The sequence below is a fragment of the Arthrobacter sp. B0316-1-20 genome, from assembly GCF_059091865.1.
Genome location: NZ_JBNHHC010000004.1, coordinates 18327 through 35418 on the forward strand (window position 1 = coordinate 18327; position 17092 = coordinate 35418).

Sequence of the window (17092 nt, forward strand, 5' to 3'; positions counted from 1 at the left end):
ACTTGTCGCCCGCTGGCTGCGTGGCCGAAAGGACTGCATGATCGAGGCCTGGACGCCGGACCGTATCCGCGCCGCCGAACGCCCGCTGCTCGACGACGGACACGGGCCGGAGCTGATGGCCCGCGCGGCGGCCGGGTTGGCCGCGGGCATCATCCGCGAACTCAAACGCGTGACCGGCAGGATCTATGGTGCCCGGCTGGTGGTGCTGGCCGGGAGCGGCAACAACGGCGGCGATGCCCTGTTCGCTGCGGCATCGGTGGCTAAACGCGGTGTCATGACGACGGCGGTGCTCACCGCCGAGGGCGTGCATGCGGAGGCGTTGGCTGCCTTCGAGCGGGGAGGCGGCCGGGTGATCAGGCTGGGACAGCCGGCTGTTGGTGCGGCGGCTCTGACTGATGCGGTTCGGGCGGCGGCAGAAGCCTGTGCAGCCGCTGACGCGCTGGTCGACGGGATTGTGGGCACCGGTTCCGCCGGAGGGCTGCGCGGGCGGGCACGGGAGCTGGTGCAGGTGCTGCTGGATTCCGGCCTAGGCCGCGGCCGCGGTCCGTTGGTGGTGGCGTGCGATCTGCCCAGCGGCGTCAACGCCGAAACCGGACAGGTGGCCGGACCAGTGCTGCCCGCGGACCTCACGGTCACCTTCGGCGGGGCCAAAGTCGGTCTGTTCCTCGATCCCGCGGCCGCGCTCGCCGGCAGGATCGAGACGGTGGACATTGGCATCGGGTACCTGCTCCCGGAGCCGGGCCTGCGGCGGCTCGAAGCGCGGGACCTGGCCATGCTCTGGCCGGTGCCGCGGCGGACCGACCACAAGTACACCCGCGGAGTGCTGGGCATCGCGGCAGGATCCGCTTCTTATCCCGGTGCGGCCTTGCTTGCGACCAAGGCGGCAGCGGCCACCGGCGTCGGAATGATCAGGTACCTGGGGCCTTCGGAGGTGTGCCGGCTGATCAATCTGGAAACGCCGGAAGCCGTCTGTTCTCAGGGCGGGGTGGGGGAGTCCCGGGTCCAAGCCTGGCTGGTGGGTCCGGGCACCGACGGCGACGAGGACCAGCGCCGGCGGGCACGGGACGCCATCGCTTCCGGGCTGCCGGTGGTGGCCGATGCCGGCGCCTTCAACGTGCTCCCCGCGGAGCTGGGACCGCACGTGGTTTTGACCCCACATGCCGGCGAACTGGTGCGCATCCTGGAAGCCCAGGGCGTGGCGACGGACCGGGAACATATTGAGGCTGCGCCCGCCGAATTCGCCGCGCTGGCAGCCGGTCTCACGGGCGCGACCGTGCTGCTCAAAGGAGCAGTAACGGTGATCGCCGCACCGGACGGCGTGCTGTTCAGCCAGGACGACGGGCCCGACTGGCTGGCCACCGCCGGATCTGGCGACACACTCGCCGGGATCCTCGGAGCCCTCGCAGCAACTATCCGTACGGAGCAGTTGGACGCGGTCGGATTTGCGGAACCTGATCGCTGGGCGGTGGTCGCCGCCATGGCCGCCTGCCTCCATGGACTGGCCGGGGCAAAGGCCTCGCGACGAGGCGAAGCAGCGCCGGCGCCGCAACCGGACGCAGCGGAGGCAGGCAGCGGATGGTCCGCACCGCCGTCGTCATCCGGGCCGGGCCGTCCGCTGGCGGCATCCGATATCAGCGCAGCCGTCCCGTTCGTGGTGGGCAGGATCATCGCCGGTCGAAACCAGTAGCCGCACGATGCCAGGATGGCGGGAAGATGGGCCGTGCCGGGCCTGAGAAGGGAAAGTGGCTCCACGGGGATACCCGGCGTTCCCTGTTTCAACTACGCTATAGGCACGTGCTAACCGCACCGCAGGGGCATGGGGGCGGCGCACCGGAGGCAGAATCCTCCTGAGGGATGGCAACCTCATTGAACACTGATGGGCCGGGACAGCCCCCGTGGTTTTATCCGGCGCCAGCAAGCGGCAGCGGCGACAGAATGCCGGGGTACGCCAAGCCGCTTTGTGACGGGCGGACGCGCCTTCCGCGTCCAGGCCCCGGAAAGCACGGAGCACTCTCACCGATGAAAACTCCAGCAAAATGGCGCGCGTGGTTGATGATCGCCGGCGTGTTCCTGGGACTTCTCGCCAGCATAGGCATGGCAGCGCCCGCCGGTGCCAGCACTGTCGTCGCGACGTCTTCCCATTCACAGGCGGACAGAGGACAACAACGCGGAGGCGACGCCAACCTGTCCCTGCGCATTTTCGGCAACGGCGACTACCGGGTACGGGGAACGGACTATGAGGCAAAGCGCGTCCATGTCTGGGTTGTCAATGTCTCCCGGGACCGCGTTGTCAATGAGTTCTACGTCCGGACCCATCACGGCGACTTCACCAGCCGGAACGACGGCTTGCGGTGCGACCGCACCTACAAGGCTGTCAGCTTCAGCCGCAACGACGGCTGGGTGTCGAGCAACAAGGTCCGCTTTCACTGTGACCACCGCTAGCAGCCCGCCCTGCAGCTCGCACCTCAGGTAATCGTTGTCTCGATGGTGGGGAGGACGGAATGCCCCCGCCCTCCCCACCGCTGCGTTGCCCTCCGAGCGGGACCGTCCGCCGTCGGCTCTTCGATGTCCACAGCGCAGTCCCTCCGGCTGTGGTCAGGATCATCGCCGGTCGGCACCAGCAGGTGCACGATGGCATGATGAAGGGATGGCGTTTGAAGCTGCACAGAACCGGTACCAGAACATGCCCTACCGCCGGGTGGGACGAAGCGGACTGAAGCTGCCCGCTGTCTCGCTGGGGCTTTGGCACAATTTCGGCGATGACAAGCCGCTTGAGGTACAGCGCGCGATCCTGCGCCGGGCCTTCGACTTGGGCGTGACGCACTTCGATCTGGCCAACAACTACGGTCCGCCCGAGGGCAGCGCCGAAACGAATTTCGGCCGGCACATGCGCGAGGACTTCCTGCCGTACCGCGACGAACTGGTGATTTCCACCAAAGCGGGCTACCTGATGTGGCCGGGACCGTACGGCGAGTGGGGCTCGCGCAAATATCTGCTGTCCAGCCTTGATGCCTCGCTGAAGCGGATGGGTCTGGACTACGTGGACATTTTTTACAGCCACCGGCCGGACCCCAACACGCCGCTGGAGGAGACGATGGGAGCGCTGGACCAGGCGGTCCGTTCCGGCAAGGCCTTGTACGCCGGCATCTCCTCCTACACGGCGGAACAGACCCGGGACGCGGCCCGCATCATGCGTGGGCTCGGAACGCCGCTGCTGATTCACCAGCCGTCATACTCCATGCTGAACCGCTGGGTGGAAGACTCCAGCCCGAGCCTGCTGGAAGTGCTGGACGAGGAGGGCATGGGTTGCATCGCGTTCTCGCCGCTCGCCCAGGGGATGCTCACGGACCGCTACTTGAAAGGCGTTCCCGAGGATTCCCGGGCGGCACAGAACAAGTCACTGTTCCCGCAGATGCTCTCGGACGAAAACCTGGACCGCGTCCGCGGGTTGCACCAACTGGCGCAGAACCGCGGCCAGTCGCTCGCGCAGATGGCCATCGCCTGGGTGCTGCGCGAGCAGTCGAAGAGTGCCCCGGTGACCTCGGCGCTGATCGGGGCGTCCAGTGTGGCGCAGTTGGAGGATAGCCTCGCTGCCGTGGCCACACTCAAATTCACGGCCGAGGAAGCCGAAGCCATCGACCAGTTCGCCGTGGACTCCGACATCAACATCTGGCAGCCGAAGAGCTAACCCGTGGACCGTCCCACCGCGCCAGGCGAGACGCCGCTGAACGTCAGCCTCACCGTCGCGGCTGAACTGGACCTCGAGCAGGTGCTCGCTTTATACGACGCCGTCGGCTGGACGGCCTACACCTCGTCGCCGGAGACCATCTCAGCCGCCTTGTCCGGTTCCGACGCCATCGCAGTTGCCCATGTCGGCACCGAACTGGTTGGGCTCGCCCGGGTGATATCAGACGGAGCATCGATCTGCTATCTGCAGGATGTGCTGGTCCGCCCCGCCTTCCAACGACGGGGAATCGGTCGGCAGCTAGTACTGCTGGTATTGCAGCCGTTCGCCCGGGTCCGGCAAAAGGTCCTGCTAACCGACGACGAGGCCGGCCAGAAGGCGTTCTACGAATCACTCGGCTACACGCAAGTTACTGATAGTGACGGCGGAGCCTTGCGCGCCTTCGCCCGGTTCGATGCCTGACGCTCCGGCTGCTCCCGCGGCGACTGCGGGAATCAGGGCACACGGAGGTCATGGAGCGCATGCTTTTTGATAGCCGAATATTCATTAGCTGTGATCGTGCCGGTATCCAGCAGGGATTTAGCCTTCGCGATCTCATCTGAAGGACTTAATCCGGCGACGTCGCCAATGTATTTGTTGACGGCTTCCTGTGTGATCAATGCGCGTTCCTGGCTTCTTTCGGCCATTCCAGTTCCCCGCGCTATGAGATAGACCAGGACCCCGAGGAAGGGGAAAAAAATCAGGAAGACTATCCATACCGCCTTCCACCAGCCGTTAAGGGATCGGTCTCTGAACAAGTCGGCCACGACGGAAAACAGTGTGATGAGGTAGGCGATAAAAGCAACGGTCCAAAAGAGGAACCAGAAGAATTCCCAAAAGTTCTCCCAAATGCCCACGATCAGTCCTTTCAGCGGCGCCTTGGAGCCAAAGGCCGAACGATGGAGTGTCCGGCCATGTTCCCTGCCTTCTAGGCTTAAGGATCGCCGTCCGTCGTAGGTGGCACCTCACCCATTCCGGATGAGGCGGCTGGCGGCGGACCCCCGTCAGCTCGACCAACTCCGTCGCCTTCGCCCGGGATCTCATCCCCGGCATTGAAACCGCGTTCCTCCACGGATTGAACACCACCGTCGTGCTCCCCATCCGGCGGCAGCCAGCTCCCTCGCCGCCATCGAACGGAGCCATCCTGCGAAAAGCACCCTGATGCGAGGAGGCTGAATTCACCCCGGGTGGGTGAAGCACGTCTCCGGTGGCCAGGCTCAGACTTGAAATGTCTGCCAGTGGCCGAATGCGCCGGTACAGCCGGCATCCAGAGAGGAACAAACAATGTCGAAACAACACTCGATTCTGTCAGGAGCTGCGGCATTAGGGTTGGCCGTGGGAATGCTCTCGGGCTGCTCCGCCAGCCCCGAGGAAAATGTTACGAAAGCGTGCGGGGCCTCCGATGCCTTCGCAGCGGCCTTAAAAAACTTTCGCGAGACCCTGACACCGGACGCCACCATTGATGAAATTCGTGCGGCGCGGGAAGAGGTCAGCAATACCTATAACGATCTCAAGGGGGCGGCGGCAAACGTTGCCAAGGACAGGACTGACGAACTGGCCTCGGCCACGGACGACTTTAAAGCCGCAGTAGACGCTGTTCCTGATGACGCAACTGTTCCCCAAGCGATTGATTCCTTGAAAAACGAAGCAGCCAAAGTCGACACGGCTCGTAAGGGAGTAGCGAGTGAGCTCAAATGTTAGGTCGATGTCCTACAGCCGCGGCCCGGGCGAACGTCTGACGGAACAGCAGCCTCCGTCCCCTTCTGACAACACAACCGCGCCCCTAGACTACGACTAGCGGCGAAGGAGGGGGCAATGCAACTTGAAGCATCGGGACCCGACGCGTCCGAACCGGTCCAGGGTCCTAGCATTCCCCGCGCTACCACCATTTTGCTTGCTCTTGGCGGTGCGACCGTCGCAGCCTTCGGAATCGCCGCGATCCGGGGCATCTTCACGCCGATATTCCTGGCACTGGTCATCATCATCTGCGTGCATCCGGTCCGGCATTGGATGCAACAGCACGGAGTCCCTCGGGGAGCTGCTACCGGCACCACTATGGCCGCCGGATTCGCCGTTCTGATCGGCCTTTCCGTTATCCTGATGGCAGCATTCGCCCAGTTCTCTGCGCTGTTGTCGCAATATGCTCCCCAACTGAACCAACTGGGCGCCTCGATCGCAGACTTCCTGGAGTCCGTGGGATTCGGCTCCGAACAGGCGCAGACCGTGCTGCAGGCATTCACTCCCGGTCGCGTCATCGGGTTCATCACCGACTTGCTGGGGAACATCACGGGCATGGTCGGCGTCCTCGTGATCATCCTGACCATGCTCATCTTGATGGCAGTTGACGGAGGACGGGTGGCCGCCCTGCTGACCCATGTGCAGTTCTATCGGCCGGCCATGGTCACTGCCTTCAGCGGTTTCGCTGCTGACGTACGCCGGTACACGGTTGCCACGACGGTCCTGGGAGCTGCCCAAGGCCTGTTCAACTGGCTCGTCCTGTTCATCCTGCAGGTCCCGGGCGCCATGGCCTGGGGGGTCTTGTCGTTCATCTGCAGCTTCATCCCAAACGTCGGCTACTTCATCGCCATTATCCCGCCGCTGGTCTTTGGTGCCCTGAGCGGAGGCTGGCCCGTTGCCCTCGCCGTCATCCTTGTCTACGGCGTGATCAACAGTGTCATCCAGTCGATCATTCAGCCCAAATACATTGGTAACGCGGTGTCGTTGAGTGAGACTCTGACCTTTGTCTCGGTGCTTTTCTGGGCGGCCGTGCTAGGAGCAGTCGGCGCCATCCTCGCCGTTCCGCTCACCCTGCTGGTCCGCACCATCCTTCTTGACTCGGACCCATCGAAGGTCTGGCGTCGGGCTATGACGGGGGACAGGAAGGACATCGAATCCGCCCTGAAGCTTGAAGACGAGGCCATCCGGTCCCGCCGGGCGCGGTGGGGACCGGACCGCGCGCCGCGCCGTGGCATGCGGAAAAAATGACATCCCCTCACGCTGCCATCGAGGCCGGGTGAGCTGCGGGTGCTGCAACTCTTGATGAGCCTTGTGCCGGTCGCCGTAGCCGGGGCGATGAGCACCGTTCCGGCCAGTATCACCATCATCATTCTGCTCTCGCCTCATCCACGCCGGCGCGCCTTTGCCTTTCTGATAGGCACCATCACAGGTTCAGTAGTGATCGTCGGTCTTTCCTCGATAGGGCTAGGCTTCATGCCGAAGGTCCCGAGGTGGAACGAGGACGAGCTGCGGCTCGCGCTGGGCCTGATGATCGGAGCCTTTTTGGTCGGCTACGCTCTTTTCCTTTTCAGGCGCAAGGGCACAGGGGAGAGCGCCATGCTGGGCAAGATCACGTCGAGATTGCAGTCTGCCCGCACTTGGGAATTCATCGGACTCGGTCTGGGACTGAATCTGCGTCCGAAGGCGCTCCTGCTGGCCATCACCGCCGGGGTACTGATCAGCGCCCAAGAGCCGTCTCGCATTGAGGGGGCCTTGTTGGTTCTCGGCTATGCAGTTGTCGCCCAGTCGGCGGTCGTGCTGCCGATTGGCTATTGGGTGCGTGCCCGGGAACGAGCCGAGGGGCAACTTGCGGCTGTCTACGCCTGGCTGCAGCGCAACGGCCGGATGGTGACCGCGGTGGCGATTCTCGCAATAGGCGCTTTTATCGGAGGCTACAGTCTTCTGCAACTCTGATAGCGGTGGCACGGACACGGACCGGAGCGCACTGGCTCAGGAATCATGAAAACCAGGCGCCGCGCGGTCACAGAATCAGCAGGACGCTGCCTGTAGCCGGTCGCCTCCGGCGGATCCCTCCAGTCCGCTACCGTGCATTCGGCGCGGCGGCTGAATCAGAGGGTGTGAATGCATGGAAGTCTATTCCGCCGTCGTGTACGGCGATGCAGGTTGATTCCGGCACTTCCTGCCAGGCTCCGCGCAGATCCCCCAATGGTTCAGATACCACAACCACCGTATCGTCGGTGATTTTTTCAAGCATGACGTTGTCGGGATAGTGGGCCCGGAGAGTCGCGACGTCGGTGTTGTGGAAGAGCGTTCGTGAACGGCCTTCGCTGGAATAGCGGAAGGCCCAGGTGGCGTCGCCGTTGGTTGTAGCCACCGTCATCTGCAGCGGGTAGTCGATGCCGTGGCTCCTTCCGACGCGTTCGATGAGCCCGACCGCAGCAGCGACCGCTGCGCGCGGGTCCTGCTCCAAGCCCAGAGAGAGGGCAAGCATGAAGAACACTTCGGAGTCCGTTGATCCTTCAATCAGGGGAAACAGGTCGGGGTCGACAGCCAGCGCCAGGTCCCGCCTGACTACTGGAAAGTCCGAGATGACCCCGTTGTGCATCCACAGCCAACGCCCATGGCGGAATGGGTGGCAGTTCGTCTGCTGGACGGCCGAGCCGGTTGAGGCGCGAATGTGCGCGAACACCCGGCCAGCGGATGCCTGGGAAGAGAGCTCCCGCAGGTTACTGTCGTTCCAAGCGGGTTCCGTACTGCGGAAGATCCCCGGCGTTGGCAGTGTGCCATACCAGCCAACACCGAAGCCATCTCCGTTGGTGGTTTCGGCTCCCAAGCGTGAGTGCTTGCTCTGCATGACGAGCGAATTGGCCGGTTTGAACAAAAGCTCGTCCAAACGCACGGGCGATCCGGAATACGCCAGCCAACGGCACATGGCTACCTCCTCTGAGCCTAAGAAACCTCACGCCAGAACGCGGGTCTTAATCTTCGCGTAGTCGCTTTCCGTGATTGTGCCGGAGTCCAAAAGCGCTTTAGCCTTCGAGATTTCCTCGCTTGGGCTGCTCGAGGCGACATTACGTATGTACGACTCGGTGTACTCCTGATTGAGCCGTGCACGCTCGGCTGAACGTTCAGTCATGCTGGAGCCTCTGGCGATGAGATAGATCAAAGCCGTTAAGAACGGTACGAAGATCAAGAAAATAAGCCATACGGCCTTGAGCCAGCCGTTGAGAGAGTGGTCACGAAAGATATCGCCAATGATCATGAATACCGCGATCAGGTAAGTCGTGAATGCGAACACCCAAACAAACCACCAGATGACGCTCCAGAAGTTCTCCCAAAAGTCCATTGGAAATCCTGTTCATTATGTTGGTCCATGGCCGCGGATATAGCGGCCCGGGGATGATTTCCCTCACACGCAACCCAAGCGGCTGCTCCTCTCCCAGCCGGACCGTCGGAGGCTCGTGGCGCCTCCGATGACTAGAGCCAGTATCGTCCGGCTTTCAGAGCCGGCACCTCATCCGGCAAGGGTGAGATTCGCAGGCCGTTCCTCGGTTTTCGGCACTATGAGGCGGCGGCCACAACGTCCCTTGTGCCGGCCCGCAAAGCTTGGGAAACTCAAGGCGGATGTCATGCAGACCGCTGAATCTAAGCCAACCTTTCGGAAGCCGGGACAATGGCCGCAGACCATGCTGACGACTACTCACCATCAGAAGACGGTCTCATAGCATCGTCAGTGGACGGGCGTTCCTTCGGCTTCCAGGGCGTGAGCCGGGAACGGCTGGAAACCGGTTCCCTGGTTTCGATCGAAGTGCCCGACCGGCTACCGATGATGGGCCAGATTCATCAACTCCGCATGGGGAAAAGCGGGGTCATGAGCGGCTCGGGGAGGATCATCGGTTCGTTCAGCTCAAAAGGCATGACCGCACCGAGCCCTGCCTTAGGATTTCGTGAGGCAGGGCTCGCCGCCGCCGACAGAGGGCTGGTCGAGTTGCTCCATTCTTTCTCAGGCGCATTGTTGGAAATCGGTACTTTCACGAACACAGACCACTTCGATGCACGATTGATTCCGACTAAATTCAACCGCCATACGTTTTGGTGCGGCCAAAGTGGCTCAGGAAAGACCTATGCCCTGGGCGTGGTGCTTGAAGAGATACTCCTGCGGACCGGGCTGCCGATGGTGATTCTTGACCCCAACGCAGACTTCGTACGACTGGGTGAATTGACCGACGAAGCAACAGCCGGTGCCGCGGCTCTACTGCGCTCCAGAGACATTCGCGTCTTGCGTCCGAATGTCGAGGGTTCGGACCCGCTGCGGGCCCGTTTTTCAACAATGTCGACCGGCTCCCAAGCCGCAGTACTGCGACTCGACCCCTTGATTGACCGTGCGGAGTACAACGACTTCCTTCATATTGAGGCCCTCATCGGGGGAGCCGAGCCGGAGTCAATCATCGACCAACTGCGGGGAGCCGATACGCCCGGGTCTGTTGCCTTGGCATCCCGGATCGAAAACCTGAGGCTAGCTGACTGGCGGGTGTGGGCACGCCAAAACGCTGCGGCTTCCGAGATACTTAGCGACCGGCCGGACGCCACCGTACTTGATTTGGGAGGGTTCGATTTCCCCGAAGAGTCTCTGGTGGTTGTTCTGTCCGTCCTCGACAGTCTCTGGAACGCGCGGGATGCTCGGCAGCCTCTGCTCATTGTGATCGATGAGGCGCACAATCTCTGCTCAGCTGAGCCTGGCAGCCCTTTGCACCGGGCCGTACGTGAACGAATCGTCCAAATTGCCGCCGAAGGGCGGAAATTCGGTTTGTGGCTCCTCTTGTCGACGCAGCGGCCATCCAAGCTCGACCCGGACATCATCTCGCAATGCGACAATCTCGCGCTCATGAAGATGAGCTCGCCGAGCGATCTGGACGGGCTGGCGTCTACGTTTGGATTTGTTCCGCAAACGTTCCTGGAACAATCGCCCTTTTTTAGGCAGGGCGAGGCCCTGTTTGCAGGGGGATTCGTCCCAGCGCCGGGTCTTGTTACCGTGCGGACTCGATTGACTCGGGAAGGCGGATCCGATGTCGGCGTGCCGATGCGGAACGGGCCTGGGTAACGGACCGCCTTAGTCCGCCCCTCCACCGCTGCCGGGCCAGGCCGGACCGGTGCCGGGCTGGCGTCGCCGGCGAGGCATCGTCACCGGCATGGTCTCTTTCGCCGCCGGATGTTCGGCCGGGCGGCCCTTATACCAGCGGTGGTAGGCGGCGATCAGCGGGACGGAGGTCAGGCCGTGAACGACGACGCTGAGGGCGACGGTGGCAACGACGGTCGTGAGTACGGTCTCACCGTCGGGGACGCCGCGCTCGAGGGCGAGTAGCGCGAACACGAGCGAGGCCAGGCCCCGCGGGCCGAACCAGCCAACGAACGCCACCGTCGGACGTCTCACGCCCCGGCCGGTGAAGGCAATCGCCACCGGAATCATGCGCACCAGCGTCAGGCTCAGCGCGGCATAGAGGATCACTTGCCAGGAGATGTGTGGAATGGCCAGGGTGAAGGCCAGCGCTCCGAATCCGATCCAGGTTACGGCGGCGAGAAGTCCCCCTGTCTCTTCTGTGAACAGGTTGACGAGCGAACTGCGTGCGCCCGAGACGCTCCCGAATGCGATGCCGCCGGCGAAGGCGGCGATGAAGCCGCTGCCGCCGAGCAGCAACGCGAGGGTGTAGGCCAGCAGCGCCACCCCCAGTGGCGCGATCTGCCGCCAGTCGGAGCTGATCCATTGACGTCGGTCGGCGATGCCGTAAAGGATGCCACCCAGAATGCCAGCGGTAAGTCCGCCGGTGAGTCCCCAGCCGATCTGTGCAGCCATGTTGCTGGCGACGGCCCAGGTGACGCGCGTTTCGAGCTCGGCGTTGGCGATCTCGAGTGCGACGAGGAAGAAGGGCACGGCGAGGCCATCGTTGAAGCCGCTCTCCACGTCGAGCGCCTGCCGCACGCGGGCGGGCACAGCCGGGTCGGACACGACCTTCTGGCCGAGTGCCGCGTCGGTCGGGGCCAGTATCGTCGCAAGCAGGACCGTGGACGCCAGGGGAATTCCGGGGAAGACGAGAGCCCCGACCCCTGCCCCGGCGAGCATCGTGAGCGGTAATCCGATCAGCAGGAGACGGGCCGGCCACCCGAGCTCGCGGCGGAGTGAGCGAACGTCGAGTCGGGTGGCGTCGCTGAAGAGGAGCAGGACGAGCGCGACCTCGGCCACCCGCCCCAGCTCGGAGGACTCCAAGGAGACATCGAGCAGGCCGAGGGCTGACGTGCCGACCACAAAGCCGGCGGCGGTGAAGAAGAGGGCCGAAGTGATCCCGCGCCGGTCAAGCGGCCCGGAGAACGCGCTCCAGAGAAGGATGATCGTCAGTATCGTCGTCGCCGCCACCATGCGGGTCCTGCTCTCGATCGTGAGCTTGGCTACCCGCCATCGGGGCGGATGCCAAGGTTGCGGGCCTTGGTCCTCCTCGGGGTCCTCCCGGCTTACCGATCGGGGTCAGCTTGAGCGAATGCTACATGCTGCGGCGGCATCGTTCCAGACGCCGTCCGAACTCCAGTGGGCAGCTGTTTCTCGGACGCCGGCACCGTAACCGACCAGCGGCGTTGCACGGCCAGCAGCGCAACTTGGCGGAGTTCCCGTACGCCACGCCGCTCCTTTCCTGATGCAGGAACACCATGACCAAACCAGGCTGCTGGACCCGTTCGTCCAACCTTCTATGCGAACCAGGTATCCGGCGGACCCATGAAGAGCAGGAAGCTAAAGACGGCGGCGACGGCGACTAAGACGACGGCGATGGCTGCCACCGGGCGGGCCAGCACGCCGGCCTGGAGTCTCTCGAGGAAACCGCTGGGTTGTTCCCCGCCGGCGCCGAGCCGCCAAGTGTCGCCGAGCAGGCCGTGGCGGTCCATGGACTTTTCCACGGGAATAGTCGCGTACGGGATGGCGGCGGAGACCAGCGCGAGGACGCCGCGGCCCGCAGGCCATTGGTGGTTGACCCACGTGAAGCGGGTGCTGACCACGTAGCAGAGGAAAACGAAGCCGTGCAGTCCGCCGGCGATGCTCACCGCCACGCGGGCTTCCGGAAGCAATGCCCGCAGCAGCAAGGCCATCAGCAGAAGTGTCCAGGTGACGGCTTCGGCGAAAGCGACGGTGCGGAACAGGGTGCGCGGAGACATGCGTGTCCTCGGATGGTTGGGTGCGGGGGTGTCCTGCTTCTGAATCAGGGTTCCCATCAAATCTAGCCGAGGGCAGCTTTGTACAGGTAATCCATGCACAGTGGGCAATTTTGCATGGTGTGCAAGTTTGATTCTATGCTGGGCCGGTGAATACAGAAAGTGCGGCGCCGCTGGAAGGCCGCCGCGAGAAAAACAAGCTGGCAACCCGGGCGGCCATCACCGCGGCCGCTTTGCGGCTCGCCCGCGAGCAGGGGCCAGGCGGTTTCACCGTGGATCAGGTGGCGGCAGAGGCTGGCGTCTCGCGTCGGACCTTCTTCAATTACTTCCCGTCCATCGAGGCAGCGGTCACGCTGCCGGTGGAGGAATTCCTGGAACAGTCGTTCGCGCGGCTCGACGAGCGCTCCGCCGACGAACCGATCATGGACGCCGTGCTCGCCACCTTGGGCGGGGACATCAGCCAGGAACGGCTGGCGCTGCTCTGCGAGATCTACCAAATGGGTGCCGACGACCCGCAGCTGGAACGCATCCAACTGCAGATCTGGCGGCACGCCCAGCAGTCGCTCGAAGACGGGCTGCGCCGCCGGCTGCCGGAGAGCGCCGGCGAACTGACCGTCACCGCGCTCGCCGGATCGCTGATTGCCTGCGCCCAAGCCGCCATGCGGATGGCAGCCACCCAGACTCCCGACGGCGAGGCGCCTGGTCCATCGGCCTTCCGGCAGCAGCTGCTGGAGAGCCTTGACCTGCTGCGTGCCGGCTTCAACATCAACCACAAGGACTAATCGCATGGCTTCACTGCTCTATCGACTCGGCAAGCTGGCCGCGCGCAAACGCTGGTGGTTTGTCTCGGCGTGGCTGGTAATCATGGTGGCCGTCGGCGGTTCCGTCGCGGCCTTCATGGGCACACTGTCCAATAGCTTCACCATTCCGGGCACCCCCGCACAGGCGGTGGCGGATGAGCTGCAGGAGAAACTGCCGGAGGCCTCAGGCGGACTCGGCACCATTGTCTTCACGACGGCGGACGGCACGGCATTTACTGCCAAGCAGGAGGACACCATTGCCAAGATCTCGGCCGACCTGACGGACTTGGGCGCCGTCGAACGTGCCACGGACCCGGTGGACTTGCAAACGTCTCTGGACGATGCGCCGCAGATGATTGCCGATGGGGAAGAGAAGCTGCAAATGGCAGCGCAGAAGCTCGACGACGGCCGGACCGAACTGGACGCGGGCAAGGCGCAACTAGAGCCTGGGCTGCAGCAGGTACAGGCCGCCGAGGCGCAGATCGAGCAGCTTGAGGCCGCCGGCCAAACCGCCATGGCCGAGCAGGCCCGTGCCCAGCTGGAACCGCAGCGGGCCCAGCTGGAAGCGGCTCAGGCGCAATTGGACGAGGCCGAACAGCGGCTGGAAGACGGCCGGGCAGAGTACGAGTCCGGGGTGGCCGAGCTGGAAGCGGCCAAGCTGCAACAGCAGTCATCGGAGGGCCTGCGGTTCGTCTCCGAGGACGGTTCGGCCGCCTTCGTTCAGGTCCAGTTCGAACAGGACATGATGTCGGTCTCCAAGGAGGACCGCGAACAGGTTCAGCAAGTCACCGAAGCCGGCCTGGTTTCCGGCCTTCAGGCGGAGTACAGCAAGGACATCGTCGAAGATATCTCCAGCCTGTTCGGTGTGGCCGAGGTCATCGGCATTGCCGTGGCCGCCGCCGTGCTGGTGCTGATGCTCGGCACACTGCTCGCCGCCGGGCTGCCGCTGCTGATGGCGTTGGTCGGCGTGGGTGTCGGCGTCGGCGGCACCATGGCACTAAGCGGTGTGGTGGAGATGAGCTCCGTTTCGCCGGTGCTCGCGCTGATGCTGGGGCTGGCCGTGGGCATCGATTATTCACTGTTCATCGTCAACCGCCACCGCATCCAGCTGCTGTCCGGCGTGCCACTGATCGAGTCCATCGGCCGTGCCACCGGAACCTCCGGAAACGCGGTGCTCTTTGCCGGGCTCACGGTGATCATCGCGCTCGCCGCACTGGCGGTGCCGGGCATCCCGTTCCTCACAGTGCTGGGACTGGCCGGCGCCGCCACGGTGGCCGTCGCCGTCGTGGTTGCCTTGACGCTGACCCCGGCGCTGCTGGCCATCATGGGCAGGCGTATTCTGTCCAAACGCGCCTGGGCCAAGGCCGGGCTGACCGGCCCCGTGGCCGTCGATGCGGAAAGCTCCACACCGGGACACGAATTCCACAACGATCCGAAGCGCAGCTGGGGCAGGTCGGTCACCAAGCACCCGTGGCTGGCGCTGATCGCGGGCGTGGCAGTGCTGGGCGTGATGGCGGTGCCGGCGGCCGAACTGCGGCTGGGCCTGCCGGACGGCAGCTCCGAACCGGCGGACTCGACGGCCTACCGGTCCTACACCCAGCTGGGCGAGAACTTTGGCGAAGGCATCAACGGCCCGCTGATCGTGGTGGCCGACCTGCCGGCCGGGCTGGAGGGGGCGGAGACAGACGAAACCCTGTTGCAGCTCTCGCAGGAACTGCGCGCCATGGACCACGTCGCCGCCGCCGTTCCGACCGGAACCAGCGAGGACGGCCGCACCGCGGTGCTGCAGGTCATCCCGGAGGAAGGCCCGGCGGCCGAGAGCACCGAGGACCTGGTCCACAACCTGCGGGCGGAGACAGGTGCACTCGAGGAGAGCACCGGCGTCGGGATTTCCGTCACCGGTCAGCCGCCGATGCAGATCGATGTGTCCGACAAACTCGCGGACGCCATGCCGGTGTACCTGGCCATTGTCATCGGGCTCTCGCTGATCCTGCTGCTGCTGGTCTTCCGCTCCATCCTGGTGCCGCTGCTGGCCACCGCCGGTTTCCTGCTCTCGCTGGGCGCCAGCTTCGGCGCCGTGGTGGCGATCTACCAGTGGGGCTGGCTGGGCAACCTGTTCGATGTGCATGACCCGGGGCCGATCCTGAGCTTCCTGCCGATGATCATGATTGGTGTGCTCTTCGGCCTGGCGATGGACTATCAGATGTTCCTGGTCTCCGGCATGCGCGAATCCTATGCGCACGGCGAAGACGCCAGGGCCGCCGTGGTCAGCGGCTTCAATCACGGTGCCAAGGTGGTCACGGCCGCGGCCATCATCATGGTCTCCGTCTTCGCCGGGTTCATCTTCTCCCACCTGACCATGGTCCGGCCGATCGGCTTTGCGCTGGCATTGGGCGTGCTGCTGGACGCCTTCGTGGTGCGGATGACGCTGATTCCGGCCGCCATGCACCTGTTCGGCAAAGCAGCCTGGTGGATGCCCCGGTGGCTGGACAAAATCCTGCCGGACGTGGATGTGGAAGGCGCCAAGCTGGTCCAGCAGGTGGACAAGCCCGAGCCCGCCGAGGCTCAGGCGGCCGGAGTCCGCTAGGCAACGCGGACCCGAAGCATGCCGGAGGCCGGCACCAACCTCAGGGAAGGTGCCGGCCTCCGGCGATCCGGAACGATTCGTCCAGCAGTTCTTCAAGTTCCGCCGGTGAGACTTTCACCAAGTGCAGGAGCACCAGCAGCGGTGACCGCTCGTGGTGCGGCGTCCAGAAGAAAACGTCCGGGTCCGTGCCGGCCAATGCCTCGCGTTCCTTCGTCTTGACGGTCAGTACGCCAGGCTCCCAGATGCGGGCCATGAGTGATTTCGCGAACCACGCCGGCTGGCCCCAACTGGGCCGTTCGGCGACGCCGGGCAGGGCCAGGCAGAGGCGGCGCACATCGTCCTCGGTAGGCATTCCCGTTACCCTCCGTCGCCCTTGTTGTCGCCGTGGGCTGGCCCTTCGGTCTCAGGGTCCTCGCCTGGCCTGGGTTTGTCGCCGGGAGCCGGGGCCGGGGCAGGTGCTTGCTGTTGCCGCTCCTGTTCCATCCGCGCTTCATAACGGCCCGGGGCGAAGACCTCTTCCATGGCGCCGAACGCGCCGGAAATTCCCGTGGACCCGGGAAAGCCGCGCCACGGTCGGGACGCCATCGCCACGGCGGCGGCGATGATCAACGCCACCAGTCCCAGCGCGATCAGACTGCCGACAAAGTCCATGGTGTGATTATCCACTCGGAAGCAACGGCCGACGAGGGTCGCTTATTTCGCATGCCGGTTGTGAGGCGGCCGGGATGTCCGGTGCAGGACGGCGGAAGCGGTCGCCGCCGCAAGGGCCGGGAGATAGAGCCAGCCGATACTTGCCATCGCCAGGGCGATGAAGGCAAACAACAAGACCGTGCATATGATGGCTGCCGCCCAAGCAGTGCGGCGGGGCACCAGCAGTGGCACCAGCGTCAAGATCAGCGGAACGGCCAGCGGAATAAGGATTGCGGGCGGATGGGTCTGCAGCAGCGTCAATGACTCGACAGTGCGTTGCGGCTCCGTGCCGGGGGAGCTGGTCACAGTTTCCTGCGCCATCACCGGCAGGAGCAAGGCAGAGACGCTGGCTGCCGCGGC

The 17092-nt window shown here is 64.3% G+C and carries 18 protein-coding genes; 10 read left to right on the forward strand and 8 right to left on the reverse strand.

Annotated features, from left to right (window positions below):
* Positions 1 to 37: 37 nt before the first annotated feature.
* From AC5RW2_RS07495 to AC5RW2_RS07510, 4 genes are all read left to right on the forward strand, one after another.
* A complete protein-coding gene (locus tag AC5RW2_RS07495) occupies positions 38 to 1687 on the forward strand; it encodes a bifunctional ADP-dependent NAD(P)H-hydrate dehydratase/NAD(P)H-hydrate epimerase (protein WP_493963073.1) in 1650 nt (549 codons plus the stop codon).
* A gap of 332 nt (positions 1688 to 2019) precedes the next feature.
* Positions 2020 to 2442: a hypothetical protein gene (locus AC5RW2_RS07500; RefSeq protein ID WP_493963072.1), complete on the forward strand. Its 423-nt coding sequence runs from the start codon at positions 2020 to 2022 to the stop codon at positions 2440 to 2442.
* A 205-nt stretch (positions 2443 to 2647) separates the two neighbouring features.
* Positions 2648 to 3688 carry an L-glyceraldehyde 3-phosphate reductase gene (gene mgrA, locus AC5RW2_RS07505; protein ID WP_493949527.1) on the forward strand — a complete coding sequence of 347 codons (1041 nt, stop codon included), beginning with the start codon at positions 2648 to 2650 and terminating at the stop codon, positions 3686 to 3688.
* Between the two features lie 3 nt (positions 3689 to 3691).
* Positions 3692 to 4147 carry a GNAT family N-acetyltransferase gene (locus AC5RW2_RS07510; protein ID WP_493963071.1) on the forward strand — a complete coding sequence of 152 codons (456 nt, stop codon included), beginning with the start codon at positions 3692 to 3694 and terminating at the stop codon, positions 4145 to 4147.
* A gap of 32 nt (positions 4148 to 4179) precedes the next feature.
* On the opposite strand, the gene AC5RW2_RS07515 is transcribed toward AC5RW2_RS07510, so the two are convergent.
* Positions 4180 to 4581 carry a PLD nuclease N-terminal domain-containing protein gene (locus AC5RW2_RS07515; RefSeq protein ID WP_493963070.1) on the reverse strand — a complete coding sequence of 134 codons (402 nt, stop codon included), beginning with the start codon at positions 4579 to 4581 and terminating at the stop codon, positions 4180 to 4182.
* 427 nt (positions 4582 to 5008) lie between these two features.
* Between AC5RW2_RS07515 and AC5RW2_RS07520 the strand changes: the two genes are divergently transcribed.
* From AC5RW2_RS07520 to AC5RW2_RS07530, 3 genes are all read left to right on the forward strand, one after another.
* Positions 5009 to 5425 (forward strand): hypothetical protein, encoded by a 417-nt coding sequence (locus AC5RW2_RS07520; RefSeq protein WP_493963069.1) that lies wholly within the window; start codon positions 5009 to 5011, stop codon positions 5423 to 5425.
* A 114-nt stretch (positions 5426 to 5539) separates the two neighbouring features.
* The gene (locus AC5RW2_RS07525; RefSeq protein ID WP_493963068.1) at positions 5540 to 6709 is read left to right on the forward strand and encodes an AI-2E family transporter; all 1170 of its coding nucleotides are present in this window, start codon (positions 5540 to 5542) and stop codon (positions 6707 to 6709) included.
* 39 nt (positions 6710 to 6748) lie between these two features.
* Positions 6749 to 7414, forward strand: a complete 666-nt coding sequence (locus AC5RW2_RS07530; protein ID WP_493963067.1) for a GAP family protein — start codon at positions 6749 to 6751, stop codon at positions 7412 to 7414.
* Positions 7415 to 7541: 127 nt separating this feature from the next.
* Here the strand turns inward: AC5RW2_RS07530 and AC5RW2_RS07535 are convergent, their stop codons facing one another.
* On the reverse strand, positions 7542 to 8393 hold the full coding sequence (locus AC5RW2_RS07535) for a class II glutamine amidotransferase (RefSeq protein ID WP_493949533.1): 852 nt from the start codon (positions 8391 to 8393) through the stop codon (positions 7542 to 7544).
* Between the two features lie 27 nt (positions 8394 to 8420).
* Positions 8421 to 8807 carry an SHOCT domain-containing protein gene (locus AC5RW2_RS07540; RefSeq protein WP_493963066.1) on the reverse strand — a complete coding sequence of 129 codons (387 nt, stop codon included), beginning with the start codon at positions 8805 to 8807 and terminating at the stop codon, positions 8421 to 8423.
* Between the two features lie 327 nt (positions 8808 to 9134).
* Between AC5RW2_RS07540 and AC5RW2_RS07545 the strand changes: the two genes are divergently transcribed.
* On the forward strand, positions 9135 to 10562 hold the full coding sequence (locus AC5RW2_RS07545; RefSeq protein WP_493963065.1) for an ATP-binding protein: 1428 nt from the start codon (positions 9135 to 9137) through the stop codon (positions 10560 to 10562).
* Positions 10563 to 10571: 9 nt separating this feature from the next.
* On the opposite strand, the gene AC5RW2_RS07550 is transcribed toward AC5RW2_RS07545, so the two are convergent.
* Positions 10572 to 11873 carry a cation:proton antiporter gene (locus tag AC5RW2_RS07550; protein ID WP_493963064.1) on the reverse strand — a complete coding sequence of 434 codons (1302 nt, stop codon included), beginning with the start codon at positions 11871 to 11873 and terminating at the stop codon, positions 10572 to 10574.
* A 323-nt stretch (positions 11874 to 12196) separates the two neighbouring features.
* Positions 12197 to 12658 carry a DUF3817 domain-containing protein gene (locus tag AC5RW2_RS07555; protein ID WP_494073892.1) on the reverse strand — a complete coding sequence of 154 codons (462 nt, stop codon included), beginning with the start codon at positions 12656 to 12658 and terminating at the stop codon, positions 12197 to 12199.
* A 146-nt stretch (positions 12659 to 12804) separates the two neighbouring features.
* Between AC5RW2_RS07555 and AC5RW2_RS07560 the strand changes: the two genes are divergently transcribed.
* Together AC5RW2_RS07560 and AC5RW2_RS07565 are read left to right on the forward strand one after the other, a co-directional pair.
* Positions 12805 to 13437, forward strand: coding sequence for a TetR/AcrR family transcriptional regulator (locus AC5RW2_RS07560; protein ID WP_493963062.1), 633 nt, complete (start codon positions 12805 to 12807; stop codon positions 13435 to 13437).
* Positions 13438 to 13441: 4 nt separating this feature from the next.
* Positions 13442 to 16042 (forward strand): MMPL family transporter, encoded by a 2601-nt coding sequence (locus AC5RW2_RS07565; protein ID WP_493963061.1) that lies wholly within the window; start codon positions 13442 to 13444, stop codon positions 16040 to 16042.
* A 40-nt stretch (positions 16043 to 16082) separates the two neighbouring features.
* Here AC5RW2_RS07565 and AC5RW2_RS07570 read toward each other — a convergent pair whose 3' ends face one another.
* Genes AC5RW2_RS07570 through AC5RW2_RS07580 form a run of 3 tightly spaced genes read right to left on the reverse strand, consistent with a single transcriptional unit; the run spans position 16083 to position 17068 of the window.
* Positions 16083 to 16394, reverse strand: a complete 312-nt coding sequence (locus AC5RW2_RS07570) for an MmcQ/YjbR family DNA-binding protein (RefSeq protein ID WP_493963060.1) — start codon at positions 16392 to 16394, stop codon at positions 16083 to 16085.
* A gap of 5 nt (positions 16395 to 16399) precedes the next feature.
* Positions 16400 to 16693, reverse strand: coding sequence for a hypothetical protein (locus AC5RW2_RS07575; protein ID WP_493963059.1), 294 nt, complete (start codon positions 16691 to 16693; stop codon positions 16400 to 16402).
* A 42-nt stretch (positions 16694 to 16735) separates the two neighbouring features.
* Positions 16736 to 17068, reverse strand: coding sequence for a hypothetical protein (locus AC5RW2_RS07580; RefSeq protein WP_494073893.1), 333 nt, complete (start codon positions 17066 to 17068; stop codon positions 16736 to 16738).
* Positions 17069 to 17092: the final 24 nt, after the last annotated feature.